The organism is Tepidicaulis sp., from assembly GCF_965222285.1.
Lineage (GTDB): Bacteria > Pseudomonadota > Alphaproteobacteria > Parvibaculales > Parvibaculaceae > Tepidicaulis.
The window spans coordinates 170,134-187,622 of sequence record NZ_OZ244942.1 but is presented as its reverse complement, the minus strand read 5'-3'; the positions used below and the strand labels follow the sequence as shown (position 1 = coordinate 187,622).

Here is a 17,489-nt window from a genome sequence, read left to right as displayed (position 1 = left end):
TTTCTTCATTCAACAAATATGGGAACGCATGAAGATGCGGCTAGCGCCGAAGCCTGCCTTTAAACTCAAGCGGCAATCTGGTCTGGCACAGCTTTTCAGTATATAAGCAGGCCATGACACTCGCCCAGAAAAAACCTGAAAAATCCGCCCTTGCCGCCACGGCGCGCCAGCTCATCCGTGCCGGGCGTTTCGTGCCGCTTGCCACGCAGGAAGCCAAAAGCGCCGCGCCTTTCGTCAGCCTGGCGCAGACCGCCTGCCTGATGGATGCCGTGCCGCTCTTGCTGATCTCGCGCCTGGCCGCCCATACCCGCCATATAGAGGCAAACCCCGAGATCAGCCTCCTGTTCGAGACGCCGGGAGCGGAAGGGGCCGAGCGCATGAACCTTGCCCGGGTGAGCGTCCAGGGACGGGCGGAAAAGCTGGAAGGCGCGGAAGCGGCACGCGCCAAGGCCCGCTTTACCGCACTGCATCCGGAAACACGGGACTATGACACCGCGCTCGATTTTTCCTATTACGCGCTGCGCCTCTCAGGCGGGCGGATCGTGGAAGGGTTCGGGCGGATCGGCAATCTTTCCGACGCCGACCTCACCTTCCCGCTCGAGGAAGCAGGAGAACTGGTGAAAGGGGCGGAAGGCATCACCGCCCATATGAACGAGGATCACGCCGACGCCATCGCCCTGTACGCCGGAAAGCTCCTTGGGCGCCAAGAAGGCGCCTGGCGGATGAGCGGCATCGACCCGGAAGGGGCGGACCTCGTGCTCGATACCGAAGCGCCCGAAGAGGGGACGCCCACGGGCAAAGGCCGGCATTTTGCCCGGCTCGACTTCCCCGCCCCGGTTTTCACGCCCACCGAGGCCCGGCAGATGCTGGTGGCACTGGTCAAGGAAGCCCGGGCCAAGGCCTGAAGGCCTCCCTAAAGCAGGTCAGAGAAAGCGGGCTTGGAGCGGCCTTTCCGGTTCCTCTTTTGTGCTCTTTTCACCCGGCTTTTTCCCCGCCGGTAAGGCCTGTTTACCAAGGCGGCAAAAGGGCCGGAAAGGTGCGGCAATTTCCCCCCTTCCCCGGTCCGAATCCAGTTGCGCAGCGGGGGGCGCGACACTATGGTGACGCGCACTTGGCGGGAGATGCCGGGCAAGTAAGCTTGGCACCATATAGCCAAAGTTGGAGCAGGGGTTCGGAGCCGCGTCGGCCGCACGGCCCCTTCTTTGCTGGGAACATATTTTGAGTTGAACGGGCGGGGTCACCCGCCTCTTTAGATTATTGGTACGTCACGTCTTGGCGATTGGCGGTTTCAACCCCTCCCGAAGACTGGGTGTCGGCTCCGGTTCATCCCTCACCCAACGTGACAGACAGGCGAGACACGAGGAGAGTGGGCGTGAAACAGACTGGGCTGTACATCAGCAAAAACGGTGTGGACAAACAGGGCTTCACCAATCTTGAAGCGGTGCATTGGAATTACCGGCCCGCCAAGCTTTACGAAGAAGCCATCCGGCGCGAGGAAGCCGAACTGTCCGCGCAAGGCGCGATGGTGGTCCGCACCGGCGAGCACACCGGCCGCTCCGCCCAGGACAAATTCATCGTCCGCGACGAGAAGACCGAAAACACCGTCTGGTGGGACAATTCCAAGTCGATCACGCCCGAGCAGTTCGACGCTCTCCACCAGGACATGCTCAAACACGCCGAAGGCAAAGAACTTTTCGTTCAGGACCTTTTCGGCGGCGCCGACCCCACTCACCGCCTGCCGACCCGCGTCTTTACCGAACTTGCCTGGCATTCGCTCTTCATTCAGAACCTGCTTATCGAACCCAAGCCTGAAGAGCTTCCCGACTTCGATCCGAAATTCACGATCATCAACCTGCCCAGCTTCCGCGCCGACAAAGCCCGCCATGGCTGCCGTACGGAAACGGTGATCGCGTGCAACTTCGCCAAGCGCATCGTGCTGATCGGCGGTACGTCCTATGCCGGTGAAACGAAAAAATCCGTCTTCTCCATGCTCAACTACGAGCTGCCCGAAAAGCGCGTCATGCCGATGCACTGCTCGATCAATGTGGGCGAGAAAGACGACTCGGCCATCTTCTTCGGCCTGTCGGGCACCGGCAAGACCACGCTCTCGGCCGACCCCAAGCGCACGCTGGTGGGCGACGATGAGCATGGCTGGTCGGAAAACGGCGTCTTCAACTTCGAAGGCGGCTGCTATGCCAAGATGATCAACCTGTCGGCGGAAGCGGAGCCGGAAATCTACGCCACGACGCAGCGTTTCGGCACCGTGCTTGAAAACGTCGTGATGGACCCGCAGACCCGCGAGCTCGACTTCAACGACAATTCGCTGACCGAGAACACCCGCGGCGCCTATCCGCTGTCCTTCATTCCGAATGCCAGCGAAACGGGCCGCGCAGGCCACCCGAAAAACATCATCATGCTGACGGCGGATGCCTTCGGCGTGCTGCCGCCCATCGCCAAGATGACGCCGTCCCAGGCCATGTATCACTTCCTTTCCGGTTACACGGCGAAAGTGGCCGGTACGGAAAAAGGCGTGACGGAGCCGGAAGCCACGTTCTCGACCTGTTTCGGCGCGCCCTTCATGGCCCGTCATCCGTCCGAATACGGCAACCTGCTGCGCGATCTCATCGCCGAGCACAATGTGGACTGCTGGCTGGTGAATACCGGCTGGACGGGCGGGGCTTACGGCACCGGCCAGCGCATGCCGATCCGCGAGACCCGCGCGCTGCTTTCCGCAGCTCTCGACGGCTCGCTTGCCAATGTGGATTTCCGCTTCGATCCGTTCTTCGGCTTCCAGGTGCCGACCTCGGTGCCGGGCGTCGACATGACGATCCTGAACCCGCGCGAAACCTGGGCCGACAAAGGCGCGTATGACGCGCAGGCCGCCAAACTCGTTTCGATGTTCATCGAGAACTTCCGCAAGTTCGAATCCTATGTCGATCCGGAAGTGCGCGACGCCGCCCCAGCTCCCGCACGGGCCGCGCAGTAAGCATTCGCCTTTCGGGGTTACGAAAGACAAAGCCGCGCTCTTAAAAGAGCGCGGCTTTTCTTTTGGGCGGGCACCTCTCTGCCTCGCTCGCCGGGAGCAGGAGTGTTAGGCTTTTGAAAAAGGGAGGACGCCATGAGCGACAATAAAAGCCAGAATGCGCAAACCGTGCTGAACTTCATCAATGCTTGGCCGCGGCTCGATGCCGAAGAGATCGCCGCCTTCTTCACCGAGGACGGCACTTATCACAATATGCCGATCGACCCGGTGAGCGGACGGGAGACGGTGAAGGCCTTCGTTGCGGGCTTCATCAACGACTGGAAAGCGACGAACTGGGACGTGCTCTCCCTCGTTGCCGAGGGCGACACGGTGATCGCCGAACGCGTCGATCATATTCACCTGAAAAGCGGCAAGAGCATCGATCTGCCCTGTCTCGGCATTTTCGAGATGGAAGACGGCAAGATCAAAGTCTGGCGCGATTATTTCGACATGAACACTTATGTGCAGGGCGCGTCCTGATCACTCCAGCCGGTCTTGCGGGGAGATGCCCTGCTCCAAAAGATAGGCATCGAGATCACGGCCCGGCACTTTGGGGTAGCGCTCGCCGGGCAGCAAGAGATCGCGCATCCTGTCGGCCCTGAAAACGCGGAAGGCCTCGCGCTTTTCGCACCAAGCCGGCACGATCCAGACATGGCCGTAAAAGGCAAGCGAGAGCGGCCAGACGGTGCGCTCGCTTTGCTCGCCTTTGGCATTCACATAGCCGAAACGGATCTTGGCGCGCCGGCGCACCGCCTTGCGGATCGCGGCAAGGTCCACGACGATTTCCGCACGGTAATGATCGGGTGGCGCCATGACGCCGAACGCATCCATCTGCTTTTGCAAAGGCGGCGGCAGGACGGCGCGCAATTTGGCAAGCACGGCGCGGGCGCTGTCCGCCAATTCCTCATCCGCCCAACTTGCGACGATGCGCGCACCGAGCGCCAGCGCTTCGGCCTCATCCTCTGTAAACATGAGCGGCGGCAAATCATAGCCCGGGCGCAGGAGATAGCCGATCCCCGCCTCCCCTTCGATGGGCACGCGGCTTGCCTGTAGATCGGCAATGTCGCGATAGATCGTGCGCACCGAGACTTCCATCTTTCCGGCAAGCTCGTCCGCCGTCACCACCCGGCGGTGGCGGCGCATATATTCCACAATGTCGAACAAGCGGTCGGCGCGTCTCATGAAAAGATCCTGCCATAGGGCTCCTGACAGCAGGGTGTCAGGAGGCGCGGGCTAAAGCTAGTCCATTCGCTGCCACCGAAATGCGGAAAAGGCAGATGCGCGAAATGGAGAGACGCAATGAGCAACATTATCAAGACGCCGGGCGCGGGCAAAAACGCCCCGAAACTCGAGCTTTACGGGTTTTCCAGCGAGGTGCCGGGCGTGCCGGACCCCAGCGCCTTTGTCGTCAAACTGGAAACGGCACTGCGCCTTGCCGGCATCGGCTATGAGCGGCGCGACATGCCGAACCCCGCCAAGGCACCGAAAGGCAAGCTGCCTTTCATCGTGGCGGACGGGGAGCGGGTCGGCGATTCCACCTTGATCATGAAATGGCTGAAGGAGCGGCGCGGCGTCGATCTCGACTGGCACTTGACGCCGCTGGAGCGGGCCCGCTCCCACGCCTTGCAGCGCATGCTCGAAGAGCGGCTTTACTGGGCGATCGTTTACACCCGCTGGTGCGAGAAGGAAAACGAGTGGCTGGAGAAAGAGATTTTCTTCGGCGACGTTCCGGCTCCCATCCGTTTTTTCGTTTACCGCGCGGTGCTGAAACAGATGAAGACGGCGCTCCATCATCACGGGCTTGGCCGGCACACGCGCGAGGAAATCTATGCCTTCGGCGCGGACGACCTTGCCGCGCTCGCCGCCGAGCTCGGCGACAAGCCCTATCTTTTCGGTGACCGTCCCTCCCTTGCCGATGCAAGCGCCTTCGGCGTGCTCGTCAATATCATCGGCATTCCGCAGGTCAAAAGCCCGCTCATCGATGCGATGCGGACCCATGACAATCTCATCGCCTATACGGACCGAATGCTGGAGCTTTTCACGAGCCAGGCGCCTTCACTGCAGAAAGCAGCTTGATCCCCGCCGCCGCGCCGGAGCTGAGCCCCCTCCGGCGCGGCGGCTCATCTATTTTCCCGGCGCTAATCTTTCTTCTTCGCCTCGCGCTGGGCTTTTTCTTCTTTTTTCTTCTCGATCTTTTTTTCTTCGGAGACCTTCTCAAGATAGACGACGCGCCAGTCCGCCCCCGCGCGCAGGCGCGTTTCCTCGGAGAAGGGTTTGACGAGCCCGTCCTTATCGATGGCGAGAAGCATATTGTCGGTGCCGCCGATTTGTTCGGCCAGCGCCTCGAAATCGAATTCTTCCGTCAGGCGGGTGAGGCGCACTTTATAGCCCTCGCGCAGCAATTCCTGCGCGCGTTCCAAAGTCAATTCCGGCTTGAAAAGAAGATGACCGCGCAGCTCAAGCGGCAGCGGATCCGAGCCTTTTTCAAAGGTCGCCGGGTCATGGCGCACGGCAAAAACATTGGCCGAGCCGAATTCATGGCGGTAGCGCATACAGGAAAGCGCGTTGAGCGCAGGCTGGCGGGAAAGCGCAAGGAGCGAGCCTACGCCGACCAAATCAAGCTCACGGTCCGCATATTCTGAAACCGCATTGCCGAAAAACGTGGGCAGGCCTTTCATCCGTGCCGTTCGTGTCTGGCTCCAGGACGTATCGGCGACGAGCACGCGCACGCCCCGCTCATGCAGCACTTCGGCGAGCGCCAAAGCAAAGGGATTGGCACCGACGATCAGGACACCGCGCGCGGCAGGTTCGGCAACATTCAGCAATTCGGCAACGGGCCGCGCGGTCAGGCTTTGCAAGACGACCGTGACCATGATCATGACGAGGGTCAGCGGCACGAGTAGCTCTGCCCCTTCCACGCCTGCTTCCTGTAAGCGCACCGCAAAGATCGCGGAGATGGCGGCAGCGACAATGCCGCGCGGCGCGATCCAGGATAAAAGCGCGCGCTCGCGCCAGCTTGTCTCCGTGCCGATGGTCGAAACAAGCACATTAAGCGGGCGGGCGATGAAAAGAATGATCGCCATAAGAAGGGCAAGGCCGCCCGCGATGGCCATCATGCCGCCGAAATCCACCCGCGCGGCGAGCACGATGAAAAGCGCGGAGATGAGAAGGACCGAAAGACTTTCCTTGAAGTCGATGAGCTCGCCCGTACGCAGGCCCGGCAGATTGCCGAGCACGATGCCCATCACCGTGACGGCAACAAGGCCGCCTTCATGGCCGAGCGTATTGGCAAGCGTGAAGGCCAAGAGGACGAGGCCGAGCGTCGACACATTGATGAGATAATCGGGAATGGCATGACGGCGCAGCGCCCAGCCGAAGGCAAAGCCGAAACCGGCGCCCACCGCCCCGCCAATGGCAAAAACTTCGAGGAAGGCGAGGACGGAACTTCCCTCCGTCATGGCGCCTGCAGCCACGATCGCCTCGAAAAGCACGACAGCAAGCACCGCGCCCACGGGATCGATCAGGATCGCTTCCCAGCGCAGGACCTGCGCCACCTTGTCGTTCGGCCGAATGGTGCGCAAAAGCGGCATGACGACGGTCGGACCCGAAACCGCACCGATCGCCCCGAAAAGCAGCGCAAGCGGCCAGGGAAAGGCGAAAATCTCATGCACCGCCCAACCAAGAATGAGCACGGTGACAAGAACGCCCACCGTGACAAGGCGGATGACCGGCGTTGCCGCGCCGCGCAAATCCGCAAAGCGCAAGGTGAGCGCGCCTTCAAAGAGAATGACTGCAACGGCCATGGAGATGGTCGGAAAGAGAAGATCGCCGAAAACCGCATCGGGATTTAGAAGCCCGAGCCCCGGCCCCAGCAGGAAGCCCATGAAGAGAAGCGGCAGGATGGCCGGGGTGCGCAGGCGCGCGCCCAGCCATTGCGCGAAAACGCCGCTCGCAACGATCAGCGTGATGGCAAGAGTGGGATCGGTGATGGGCGCCATAAAGGGCCTTCTCTCTTGTTAGACATCCCCTGGAAGAGGCCCGGAATCAGTGGGCCTCTTCCCAATTATTCGCGGCATTCGCCTCCACATCCAGCGGCACCGAGAGGGCGATGGCCGGTTCGGCTGCTTTCGACATGACATCGCAGACGAGCTTACAGGTCTTCTCGGTTTCTTTTTCCGGCGCCTCGAAAATCAATTCGTCATGCACCTGCAAGAGCATACGCGCCTTCAAATCTGCCCGCGAGAGCGCGCCGGCCATATGGATCATGGCGCGGCGGATGATATCGGCAGCGGAGCCTTGAATGGGGGCGTTGATCGCCGCGCGTTCCATGAAGGACCGGCGGGCGCCGTTTTTGGAGTTGATTTCGGGCAGATGAATCTTGCGCCCGAAAATCGTTTCCACGAAACCGTCCTTATGCGCGCTTTCCTTCGTGCTTTCCATGTAATCGCGGATGCCGGGGAACCGCTTGAAATAAAGATCGATATAGTCACCCGCCTCGCTGCGCGAAATGCCGAGCTGATTGGCAAGGCCGAAAGCGGAGATGCCGTAGATGATCCCGAAATTGATGGCCTTGGCCCTTCGGCGCACGGAAGGCTCCATGCCTTTGATCGGCACGTTGAAAATCTCGCTTGCCGTCATGGCGTGAATGTCGAGCCCGTCCGCAAACGCGTCTTTCAGTTCCTTGACGCCGGCAATATGCGCAACAAGACGCAGCTCGATCTGGCTGTAGTCGGCGCTGATGAGCTTCATGCCCTTTTCGGCGATGAAGGCGGTGCGGATGCGCCGCCCGTCCTCGGTGCGCACGGGAATGTTCTGCAGATTGGGCTCGCTCGAGGCAAGCCGTCCCGTGGTGGTGGAGGCCATGGAATAGGAGGTGTGAACGCGGCCCGTATCCTTGTTGATATATTCGGGCAGCGCGTCGGTATAGGTGCTTTTCAGTTTGGAAAGGCCGCGCCAGTCGAGAATGCGCTGGGGCAGCTCATGGCCCTGCGCGGCCAATTCTTCCAGCGCTGCGGCATCCGTGCTCCAGGCGCCGGTCTTCGTTTTGCGCCCGCCGGAAAGACCTTTCTTGTCATAGAGAATTTCACCGAGCTGCTTGGGCGAGCCGATATTGAATTCCTCGCCTGCGAGCTCGTAAATCTCTTCTTCGTAAGCGCCCATCTTCTGGGAGAATTCACCCGACAGGCGCGAGAGCACTTGCCGGTCGATCTTCACCCCCTCATGCTCCATATCCACGAGGACGGAGACGAGCGGGCGCTCCAGCGTTTCATAGACGGTGACTTTGCGCTCCGCGACGAGGCGCGGCTTCAAAAGCATATAAAGGCGCAGCGTCACATCCGCATCTTCGGCGGCATAGCGCGTGGCCTTCGGGATGGGTACCTGATCGAACGTGATCTGGGATTTGCCGCTTCCTGCGATTTCCTTGAAGGGAATGGGCTCATGGCCGAGATGGAGCTTGGAAAGCTCGTCCATACCATGGCCGTGGAGCCCAGCGTCCAGCGCATAGGACATAAGCATCGTGTCGTCGATGGGCGCGACATCAATGCCATGGCGTTTGAGGACCTGAAGATCGTATTTCAGGTTCTGCCCGATTTTCAAAACTGCCGGGTCTTCCAGAACGGGTTTAAGAAGGCCGAGCGCTTCATCGAGACTGATTTGCTCGGGCGCGCCATTGCCGTCGAAATCGAGCCCCTCGCCCGCGCCATGCTGCAGGGGAATGTAACAGGCCTTGCCGGGGCGCGTTGCGATGGAGACACCGACAAGACGCGCGGCCATGGCATCGAGCGAATCCGTTTCCGTGTCGAGCGCCATGAAACCCTGATCTTTAGCTTCCTCGAGCCAGGCCTTCAGAGCCTCCACCTCCGTCACGGTTTCATAAGCATCAGGATCGATAGGCGCTTCGATGCCGGGTGAGACCGCGCCCGGCGCACCGCCGCGCTCGGCCGGTCCTTTCGCCTCAACAATGACGGGGGCATCCGCCGGATGGTCGCCGGCGGCAGGCACCTCGTCCGCTTCCACGCCAAGCTCGGAGGCGACACGCTTTGTCAGCGTGGTGAATTCCATATCCTTCAAGAAGCCGATGAGCTTCACCGGATCGGGCGTCTTGATGTCCATCTCGTCAAGACCCACTGTCACCGGCACGTCCTGCTTGAGGCGTACGAGATCGCGGCTGATGCGCGCCTGATCGGCAAACTCGATCAGATTTTCCCGGCGCTTCTTCTGTTTGATTTCCCCGGCCCGCTCCAAAAGCGTGTCGAGATCGCCATATTCGTTGATAAGCAGCGCCGCCGTCTTGATGCCGATACCGGGCACGCCCGGCACGTTATCGACCGAATCGCCGGCCAGCGACTGGACATCCACGACCTTGTCCGGCCCGACGCCGAATTTTTCCTCGACCTCCGCCGGACCGATGGCTTTCAGCTTCATCGTATCGAGCATGTCGATATTGCCGTTGACGAGCTGCATCAGATCTTTGTCGGAAGAAACGATGGTGACGCGCGCGCCGTTCGCCGCTGCCTGGCAAGCATATGTCGCGATAAGATCGTCCGCCTCGAAGCCTTCCATCTCGATGCAGGGCACATCGAAGGCGCGCACCGCATCGCGGATAAGAGCGAATTGCGGCACGAGGTCTTCGGGCGCCGGCGGGCGGTGCGCTTTATAATCGGCGTAAAGCTCGTTGCGGAAGCTCTTGCCCGAATGGTCGAAAATCACCGCAAGATGCGTCGGTTCGAACTCGTCTTTCGTATCCTGCAAGAGCTTGTACAGCATGTTGCAGAAACCGCTGACGGCGCCCACCGGCAGCCCGTCGGATTTGCGCGTCAAAGGCGGCAGCGCGTGGTAGGCGCGGAAAATATAGCCCGACCCGTCGACCAGAAAAATGTGATCGCCTTTACCCGGCTGTTTTACGTCAGACGATTTCGTTTTTGCCGCGTTCGATTCTTTTTTGGATGACATGAGTGCCGGTTTTTCCCTGCCTGCGCGCTGAAGTTCCGCCGATAGGCGCGCATAATGGCACCTTCCACGGGGCTTGGGAAAGGCTGCAATTCCTTTTTTGCCCGGCAGTTGTCAGGCGGCGCAATTGACCCCATATGGGGCCGGTGATAGAGAGCCATGTAAGATCCTGCCTCTCAAGACCATCAACGCCGCCGGGAGGGACTGCATGGCTTCGCATGTTGCGCATGATGCCGAGATTGAAACGCCGGTGCCCGCAGAGCCCGGCGCGAGCGCTGCTCAATTCAATGCTATTGAAGCCAGGGGCCTGCGAAAGGTTTACCGCGCCTCGGGCGGGCAGCCCGCCAAGGAAGCGCTGAAAGGCGTCGATCTTGCCATTCCGCGCGGCTCGATCTTCGGCCTTCTGGGGCCGAACGGGGCAGGCAAATCCACCTTCATCAATATTCTGGCCGGGCTGGTGATGAAAACCTCCGGCAATGTCTCGCTTTGGGGCTTCGATATCGACGTCAATCCGCGCCAGGCGCGTGCGGCCATTGGCGTCGTACCGCAGGAGCTGCATATCGACCCGTTCTTCACCCCCGCCGAAGCGCTGGAGCTGCAGGCCGGGCTTTACGGCGTGCCCCGGCCGGAACGGCGGACCATGGAAATTCTGGGCGCGATGGGCCTTGCCGACAAGGCGGACGCTTATGCGCGCACGCTTTCAGGGGGCATGCGCCGCCGCCTCCTCGTTGCCAAGGCCATGGTGCATAACCCGCCCATTCTGGTGCTGGACGAGCCGACGGCAGGCGTCGATATCGAGCTACGCAAACAGCTTTGGGATTATGTGCTCGAACTGCATGCCAACGGCACGACCATCGTGCTCACCACACATTATCTTGAAGAAGCCCAGTCGCTTTGCGACGAGATCGCCATCATCAACCATGGTGAAGTGGTGGCCTGCGAGCCGACGGGCAAACTGCTCTCGCGCATCGAGGAAAAGCGGCTGATCATTCAGCCCGACAGCCCTTTGAGCGCCCTGCCTGCGCCGCTTACCGCGCTCAAAGCGGAGCTGCGCGAGGATGGCCGCCTGGCGGTGCGCTACAATCCGGCGGAGATGAAGGCAGGCGAGATCCTGGCCCAAATCGGCAATGCCGGTGTGCAGGTTGCCGATGTGTCGACCGAAGAAGCCGATCTTGAAGACGTCTTCCTGCAGCTCACTTCGTCGCGCGCCTGATCATTTTTTGAAAAAGCCGCGGCGGCGGAAAAAGAGATATGTCCCGCTTCCCATAAGGATGAGGGGAACGATGCCCGTCGCCAGCACGATGACAGGCCCTGCCGGTCCCCAGAAATCGCCGATATGGATGGGGTATTTCAGGTCCGAAAGCCACATGCCCGTGCCCTTGCCTTCCCAGGCATAAGAGGAAACGAGCGTGCCCGTTTGCGGGTGAAAAGCGCCGTAGGTCGTGCCGTTGGGGTGCGGGTCATCTTCATGGCGGTAGCGCACGACGACGGCGGATTTTTCATCCGCAGGCAGTCTGATCCAGGTGGGCACCGCCCCGGGCATTTCCCGCGCGGCAATTTCCTTTATCTCTTCAAGGCCGAGCAGAGGCGCGCCTTCCACCTGCTCGATGGTAGGCGGCTGAGAAGGCGGCGTGCCGCCTAGGGTCAAAAGCAGCGCGTAAGCGGTGACGCGGTAAAAAACCAGCATCACACCCGTCAGAGCACTGATGAAAAGAAGCGCCCAGCCGACTGTGCCCGTGAACCGGTGAAGATCGAAAGCGGACGCGGCAAGCGGCGCGCCGCGCAAACGCGGTTTGAGAATGCGGGCAAAGCGTCCTTTGCGCCAGGCCAGCACGGCGCCGCTGATGAGCAGAAAAAGCACGACGATACCGACAATGCCGTTTGCCGTATGCCCGTTCTCGCCCATCAGAAGATGGATATGGAGATCTTTGAGAAAACCGACGAGGCCGTCTTTCTCACCGCGTGTCCCGAGCAATTTGCCTGCGCCCGCATCGACATAGGCAATGCGGTGCGGCTCATCGGACGACCAGAATTCCACCGGATGTTCGGGCGTTCTCGGCAAGCGGATAAAAGCGAGCGGGAAATCGGGCCGCGTTTCTTTCAGTGCCGCAAGACCCGCATCGAGACTGCCGGGCCCGCCTTCTTCCACCGCGAAAAGATGCGGGTTGAGCGCGCGGTCGATCTCATCGTCGAAAACCAGAATGCTGCCGCTCAGCGCCAGAACGAAAAGAACGAGGCCCGCCGTAATGCCGGTCCAGTGATGCAGTTTTGCCAGAAACGCGCGCACGGCTTTTCTCCGAAAGACAAAAGGGAGCCGGCGCTTCTTTGAAAGAAGGCCGGCTCCCGGTCAAGTTAGCTCCTGCGAGGAACTTACCATTCGATCGAGTAGGTCAGGCTCGCCATGCGCCCGGGGCCTTTATTGTAGGCATAGGCGACATTGAAGGCGGAATTGACCACGGGGAAATAATCCTCGTTGAAAAGGTTATCCACGCCGAGCTCGAGGCGGCCGGGGCCGACATCGAAAGAGCTATAGAAGTCGACCAGCGTATAAACATCGCTGTCGCCCCGGTAAGCGCCCGTGGTGAACGGTTCGCGGTGACCGGAATAGAGTGCCTGCAGACGGGCATCCCACCATTCGGTTACCTCGTAATCCACATAGGCCGTCAGTTTCAGCGGCGGAATGCGGGTATTGTCGAGATCTTCTTCGTAAGACCCGTTGCTGTCGAGATCGACATGGCCGTCCATCCAGGTGGCGGTGCCGCCGAGCTTCCAGCGCGGGGCGGGCGTCACGTTGAGCGCGGCCTCGATGCCCCAGATTTCTTCCGGCGCTTTGACGAGGTTCAAATTGGTCGTGGAATAGGTCGTGCCTTTTTCCGATTCGGAAAAGAAAACGGCGACCGACCCGTCCGCCCAATCGTTGGCGGTGCGCAGGCCAAGCTCGTAGTTGTCGACGAGCTGAGCTTCGGAGGCAACCTCGCTTGCATTGTTGATCGTCGTACTGTCGCGGATGACACGGCCGAGATCGGCAACGGAGAAGCCCTGCGAGAAGCCGCCATAAAGCTCCGAGCGCTCGGAGAGATAGACGACACCGTTGAGATTGAAGAGCGCTTCCTGCAGCGAGATTTCCCCGCCCTGCACGAAACGGCCCGGCCGGTTCGTCACGCTCTCGATATCGACAGTGATGTCTTCATAGCGCACACCGCCGCGTACGAGGCCCCATTCGCCGACCGGAATTTCAAGCTCGGCGAACCCGGCAATGGCGTTCTGTTCCATGACGGGCACGATGGTCGGCCCGTCAATGCCCGCCTGCACGGTTTCATCGCGCAGATAGTCGGCGCCCCAGAGCAGCTTCATACCGGTACCGGCAACCTCGAACGGCGTTTGCATGGTCAGCCGCCCGCCCCATTTTTCCGACTGCACTTCGGTCTGCGCAAAGCCCGGGAACTTACCGAAGCGGGAAGTGATGTCACCGTAATAGACCTGCGCGGCAAGCTCGGAGCCGAGCACGGCGCTATGGGTATATTCGCCGTTGATCATCAGATTTTCGGTGCCCGGCTCTTCCACATTCGGGCTGCCTTTGACGGCGGGCGTCTTGATGCCGGCGGCCGGGTTGCCGAGGCCGAATGTGTATTCGGTATCCTGCAGGAACTCGAAATAATTCGCGGAGAGCTCGAAGCGCTGATTGGCATCGGGCTCGAAACCGAGCTTGCCGAGGAAGTTCCATTCGTCGGTATCGGCATAGCCGCCCTGCACACCAAGCGAATCCGGGGGAATGCGGTCGCCGTCCCCATCGAAGATGCTGTTGCGGCTGACGAAGGTACCGGCGGCCAGGAAATCGATCTCGCCTTCACGGCCCGAGAGCGAATGCGTCGTCTGATACTGCATGGAATCGCTCGGATGGTCGGTCGAAAAGCGGATGCCGACTTCCGACTTCGCTTTCAGCGCGCCGTCTTCGGGCCGTTTCGTGATGATGTTCACAAGGCCGCCCGTCGCGCCGAAGCCGTAAGCGGCGGTGCCGCCGCGCACGATTTCAATGCGCTCGATGGCATCCGGGTCGATCGTGTTGAGGTCCCGGCTGCCGCCGCGCAGCGGCGTCGATTGCGGCACCCCGTCGATCAGGGTCAGGAAATCGCGCCCGCGCAGGGTCTGGCCGAAATTGGACAATGCCTCGGAAGAGGTGGCAAAGCCCGGCGTCGTATTGGAGAGAATATCGCCGAGATTGCGGTTGATCTTTGCTTCCCGCTCGACCGTTTCCTCATCCACCACCGTGACGGAGCGGGTGAGCTCGGAAACCGGCGTTGCCGCGCGGGTGGCGGTGACGACGATCTCGCCGGCATTTTCTTGCCCCGCAAAAGCCGGCAGCGCAGCAAGCGTCAAAGCAAGCGCGGCGGGCGCGGCCCACAGACCGGCGCGGCTGGCGACATGCGCCGCCCTGGATTTATTCGTGAATTCGAGCATTTGCATCCCCTCAAATCAGCCCGTTAAAGTTGCCGGACCTTATTGAAAATGAGAATGCCTATCAATATGAATCTGGAGAAAATTTTCGAGGCGGAAAAGACGCAGCGACAACAAGGACCTTAGAAAGGCTTACATGCGGGCGAGCGCGCAAATGGCCCCGGCCAGCGCTTTGGCATTGAGCCCGCCGCCCTGGGCCAGGGGATGGCGCAAATGGAGAGCCCCTTCGATCAGCGAGACGACAAGGGCAGCCCGCTCAGACCGTTTTTTCGGCGGCAGATCGGCATTGAGCCGGGCAAGCAGATCCGCTGCGCCTTTGCGGTACTGGGCATAGTAGCGCTCCAGCGAACGGGCGATCCGTTCATCCTCGCGCGCTAAAGCTGCCATTTCCGACATGAAGAGGTCGCAGCTATCAAGATAGGCCTCATCTTCCAGAAGCCGGGCGAGCGCCTTTTGCAGTTTCTGCTCCGGCGGGCCGGAGGCTTCCTCGAAATGCTGCAGAAAGACGCCGGAATCATGCTCAATAAAGCGCTCGAAAAGCCGCGCCAGAAGGTCCGAGGCATGCGGGTAATAGTGCTGCAAATGGCTGAGGCGCATATCGAGCCGGGCGGCAAGGCCGCGCAATGAGAACGCCGCCAGCCGGTCTTCCTTCAGGAGCAGATGAGCGGCATCGAGAATGCGCGCTTCGGTTTCCGCCCGTTTTTGCTGGCGCGTGATCCCTTGCCTTACGCGCGGGGCAGGACTTTCCACGCTTTTTCGTTCCGCCATCTTCACCTCTTTGCCTGCACGCAGGCCTTGCGGCCCGCGCGCATGAAACCCGCCCTTGTAATTTATTGGTCAATGACCAATATTATACCAAGACTGGTCACTGACCACCTTACAGCATTTTTTCCGAGGGAGGAGCCTCATGCCGGAAAATCTTTCACCTTCAGTCCTGATTGCCGGCGGCTACGGCGTGGTGGGCAGCGACATTGCGCGGCTGGTCCGCGCCTATCACCCGGGTATCCGCATCCTGCTCGGCGGGCGGCACCCGGAAAAAGGCCGCGCCCTTGCCGAAGAGCTTGGCAATGCGGAAGCCGTGGCGCTCGACCTGTCGGGCAAGCAGCCGCTTCTTGCGGAACACGAAGCGCCCGGCGCCGTCATCGCCGCCGTTCATGACAGCTCCAACCGGCTGCTCGATTACGCGATTTCAAATGGCGCAGGCCTTATAGAAATCGCGCGGGCAGGGGATGAGCTCATGCGCGCCATGATTTTCACCGCGCAGCGCGCGCCCAAAAAGCCCGTGCTCTTTTCCAGTAACTGGATGGCGGGTATTCCGGCCATGCTGGCGCGGGAAGCTACGGCGGATATGGACGCCGTCACCCGTCTCGACATGTCGATCCTCTTTTACGGCAAGGACCGGGGCGGGCCGGATTCGGCCACCGCCGTTGACGGGATCGATGCGCCCTTCATTCAGCGCCTCGGGCAGGCCTGGCAGGAAGTGCTGCCCATGACCGACCCCCGCAAGCTGCGCTTTCCAAGCGGCAAAAAGGCCAAGGCCTACCGGGTCAACATGCCCGATGTGCTGACGCTGCCGCTGGCAAGCGGCGCGGCCTCCGCCACCGTGCGCCTTACCGTCGACAGTCCCATCAACAATTTCCTGTCGATGTTTTTGCTGCGCTCGCGCATCTGGAAGCTGATCCCGCGCGAAACACGCCGCAGCCTCGTGCACAATCCCGGCCCCGGCGCGCGCCATGAAGTGGTGATCGAGGCGGAAGGGACCGGCAAGGACGGCAAGCCGGCGAAACGGCGCCTCGGCCTGCTCGATCCTCAAGGCCAGGTACATCTGACCGCGCTCGGGGTTTTGCTGCAGCTTGAACGGGTGCTCGGCCTTGGCGGCAAAGAGGCGCTGCCGGCGGGCATCTGCTTTCCTGAAACCGCGCCCGACTTTGAGCGGCTGCATGAAATGCTCGTCAAGGAAGGCGTTGAGATCAAACGGGACGGGTTCTAAGCAGAACGCGCAGGCTCAGTCGGCCGCGGGACGGCAAAGCTCGGGGAAAGAGGCAATGGCGGCGGCGCGCAATTGCACGATCTCGCCGAGGATCATATGCACCTGCCCGTCCGGTCGGCTGAGCGGCAGGGCAAGCGCCTCAATCATGATCTTGCTGCCGGGCTCGGAGGGAAACTCCAGCCGCCCGAAAAAGCGCATGGGGCGGCGATGTTCCACCACGAGGCCGAGCGCGGCGCGGGCAAGCCAGGCGCGCTTCGCAGGCAAAATCTCTTCAAGTCTGCGGCCCATATAATTGCCGCCGAAGAGATCATCGAGCGCGGTGCCGGAAAGGCGCACGGAAAAATCCGGCGTCTTTTCCGCCGTCTCTTCCACATCGAGCATGATGAGCGAGGGCAGATGGGAAATGAGCTCGCCGGGGCGGATGTCGCCTCTCGTGGGCAGGGCAGCCGTGCCCTGACGCTTGCCGCGCCAATAAGACATGAGCGCGCCAAGGCGTGCATCGACCGGCTTGGCCACCGGATCGACATACAATTCGAGCGGTTTGAGCTGCAACGCCTGAACCATCAGAACTCCCTCGGGACATAGGTATAACGCCCCAAGGCCCGTCCGTTAATCCCCCTTGGCAAGGAATTGATCGAAGCCCTCTTTTCTGCGGGTTTCGGGAGGCCCGCCCGCCGGAACGGGGAAGGTGATTCGTCCAGAAACGGCGCGCCGCCGGCAACTCATCCCCGATTGCCAGCCCCGCGCCCTTCGGTTATGGTGCGCCGCGTCCACAAGGTGCCCCGCGCCTGCCGGACCCCCTCCCGCCCTGGCGGGACGCGGCACCCGTAGCTCAGCTGGATAGAGCGCTGCCCTCCGAAGGCAGGCGTAAGTCAAGTGGCTTCGTTATGGGTGCAGAGAATATCGATAGAAACCAAAGGCTTGGCGGAAGTCGGTGTAAATGTTAATATCGCTATCTTGGTCGCGGAAGCACCACGGAAGCAAACTTAAGGAGGTTGTAGAGTACGAACGACGGAAGTTGGCGGCCCTCAGAGCCGCACCAATGACGTCGATTCGAGTATCTGGTTTTGG

Annotated in this window: 13 protein-coding genes and 1 tRNA gene; 7 read left to right on the top strand and 7 right to left on the bottom strand. The window is 61.0% G+C overall.

What is annotated here, in order from left to right; genetic code table 11:
- Nucleotides 1-113: 113 nt before the first annotated feature.
- The 3 genes from ACOQOT_RS00795 (at nt 114) to ACOQOT_RS00785 (ending at nt 3,502) form a co-directional block, all read left to right on the top strand.
- Nucleotides 114-905 (top strand): HugZ family protein, encoded by a 792-nt coding sequence (locus ACOQOT_RS00795; RefSeq protein WP_420560495.1) that lies wholly within the window; start codon nt 114-116, stop codon nt 903-905.
- Nucleotides 906-1,372: 467 nt separating this feature from the next.
- Nucleotides 1,373-2,986, top strand: a complete 1,614-nt coding sequence (locus ACOQOT_RS00790) for a phosphoenolpyruvate carboxykinase (RefSeq protein WP_420560494.1) — start codon at nt 1,373-1,375, stop codon at nt 2,984-2,986.
- Nucleotides 2,987-3,118: 132 nt separating this feature from the next.
- Nucleotides 3,119-3,502 (top strand): nuclear transport factor 2 family protein, encoded by a 384-nt coding sequence (locus ACOQOT_RS00785; RefSeq protein ID WP_420560493.1) that lies wholly within the window; start codon nt 3,119-3,121, stop codon nt 3,500-3,502.
- Here the strand turns inward: ACOQOT_RS00785 and ACOQOT_RS00780 are convergent, their stop codons facing one another.
- Nucleotides 3,503-4,204, bottom strand: coding sequence for a helix-turn-helix transcriptional regulator (locus ACOQOT_RS00780; protein WP_420560492.1), 702 nt, complete (start codon nt 4,202-4,204; stop codon nt 3,503-3,505).
- A gap of 117 nt (nt 4,205-4,321) precedes the next feature.
- On the opposite strand from ACOQOT_RS00780, the gene ACOQOT_RS00775 reads away from it, so the two are divergent.
- Nucleotides 4,322-5,098 carry a glutathione S-transferase family protein gene (locus ACOQOT_RS00775; RefSeq protein WP_420560491.1) on the top strand — a complete coding sequence of 259 codons (777 nt, stop codon included), beginning with the start codon at nt 4,322-4,324 and terminating at the stop codon, nt 5,096-5,098.
- 62 nt (nt 5,099-5,160) lie between these two features.
- Here the strand turns inward: ACOQOT_RS00775 and ACOQOT_RS00770 are convergent, their stop codons facing one another.
- Together ACOQOT_RS00770 and polA are read right to left on the bottom strand one after the other, a co-directional pair.
- Nucleotides 5,161-7,020 carry a cation:proton antiporter gene (locus ACOQOT_RS00770; RefSeq protein ID WP_420560490.1) on the bottom strand — a complete coding sequence of 620 codons (1,860 nt, stop codon included), beginning with the start codon at nt 7,018-7,020 and terminating at the stop codon, nt 5,161-5,163.
- Between the two features lie 46 nt (nt 7,021-7,066).
- On the bottom strand, nt 7,067-9,976 hold the full coding sequence (gene polA, locus ACOQOT_RS00765) for a DNA polymerase I (RefSeq protein WP_420560489.1): 2,910 nt from the start codon (nt 9,974-9,976) through the stop codon (nt 7,067-7,069).
- Between the two features lie 205 nt (nt 9,977-10,181).
- Here polA and ACOQOT_RS00760 point away from each other — a divergent pair, with 205 nt between their 5' ends.
- Nucleotides 10,182-11,186, top strand: a complete 1,005-nt coding sequence (locus tag ACOQOT_RS00760) for an ABC transporter ATP-binding protein (RefSeq protein WP_420560488.1) — start codon at nt 10,182-10,184, stop codon at nt 11,184-11,186.
- Here ACOQOT_RS00760 and ACOQOT_RS00755 read toward each other — a convergent pair whose 3' ends face one another.
- The 3 genes from ACOQOT_RS00755 to ACOQOT_RS00745 form a co-directional block, all read right to left on the bottom strand.
- The gene (locus ACOQOT_RS00755; protein WP_420560487.1) at nt 11,187-12,260 is read right to left on the bottom strand and encodes a PepSY-associated TM helix domain-containing protein; all 1,074 of its coding nucleotides are present in this window, start codon (nt 12,258-12,260) and stop codon (nt 11,187-11,189) included.
- Nucleotides 12,261-12,343: 83 nt separating this feature from the next.
- Nucleotides 12,344-14,431, bottom strand: coding sequence for a TonB-dependent receptor (locus tag ACOQOT_RS00750; protein WP_420560486.1), 2,088 nt, complete (start codon nt 14,429-14,431; stop codon nt 12,344-12,346).
- 129 nt (nt 14,432-14,560) lie between these two features.
- Nucleotides 14,561-15,196 (bottom strand): TetR/AcrR family transcriptional regulator, encoded by a 636-nt coding sequence (locus ACOQOT_RS00745; protein ID WP_420560485.1) that lies wholly within the window; start codon nt 15,194-15,196, stop codon nt 14,561-14,563.
- Between the two features lie 139 nt (nt 15,197-15,335).
- On the opposite strand from ACOQOT_RS00745, the gene ACOQOT_RS00740 reads away from it, so the two are divergent.
- Nucleotides 15,336-16,418 carry a hypothetical protein gene (locus tag ACOQOT_RS00740; protein ID WP_420560484.1) on the top strand — a complete coding sequence of 361 codons (1,083 nt, stop codon included), beginning with the start codon at nt 15,336-15,338 and terminating at the stop codon, nt 16,416-16,418.
- Between the two features lie 15 nt (nt 16,419-16,433).
- On the opposite strand, the gene ACOQOT_RS00735 is transcribed toward ACOQOT_RS00740, so the two are convergent.
- The gene (locus ACOQOT_RS00735; protein WP_420560483.1) at nt 16,434-16,982 is read right to left on the bottom strand and encodes a PAS domain-containing protein; all 549 of its coding nucleotides are present in this window, start codon (nt 16,980-16,982) and stop codon (nt 16,434-16,436) included.
- A 257-nt stretch (nt 16,983-17,239) separates the two neighbouring features.
- Between ACOQOT_RS00735 and ACOQOT_RS00730 the strand changes: the two genes are divergently transcribed.
- A tRNA-Arg gene (locus tag ACOQOT_RS00730) sits at nt 17,240-17,314 on the top strand.
- The last annotated feature ends 175 nt before the right edge of the window (nt 17,315-17,489 follow it).

Coding starts and splice junctions, on each gene's coding strand:
- ACOQOT_RS00795 (WP_420560495.1), top strand. CDS start 114: ATGACACTCGCCCAGAAAAAACCTGAAAAATCCGCCCTTGCCGCCACG.
- ACOQOT_RS00785 (WP_420560493.1), top strand. CDS start 3,119: ATGAGCGACAATAAAAGCCAGAATGCGCAAACCGTGCTGAACTTCATC.
- ACOQOT_RS00780 (WP_420560492.1), bottom strand. CDS start 4,204: ATGAGACGCGCCGACCGCTTGTTCGACATTGTGGAATATATGCGCCGC.
- ACOQOT_RS00775 (WP_420560491.1), top strand. CDS start 4,322: ATGAGCAACATTATCAAGACGCCGGGCGCGGGCAAAAACGCCCCGAAA.
- ACOQOT_RS00770 (WP_420560490.1), bottom strand. CDS start 7,020: ATGGCGCCCATCACCGATCCCACTCTTGCCATCACGCTGATCGTTGCG.
- polA (WP_420560489.1), bottom strand. CDS start 9,976: ATGTCATCCAAAAAAGAATCGAACGCGGCAAAAACGAAATCGTCTGAC.
- ACOQOT_RS00760 (WP_420560488.1), top strand. CDS start 10,182: ATGGCTTCGCATGTTGCGCATGATGCCGAGATTGAAACGCCGGTGCCC.
- ACOQOT_RS00750 (WP_420560486.1), bottom strand. CDS start 14,431: ATGCTCGAATTCACGAATAAATCCAGGGCGGCGCATGTCGCCAGCCGC.
- ACOQOT_RS00745 (WP_420560485.1), bottom strand. CDS start 15,196: ATGGCGGAACGAAAAAGCGTGGAAAGTCCTGCCCCGCGCGTAAGGCAA.
- ACOQOT_RS00740 (WP_420560484.1), top strand. CDS start 15,336: ATGCCGGAAAATCTTTCACCTTCAGTCCTGATTGCCGGCGGCTACGGC.
- ACOQOT_RS00735 (WP_420560483.1), bottom strand. CDS start 16,982: ATGGTTCAGGCGTTGCAGCTCAAACCGCTCGAATTGTATGTCGATCCG.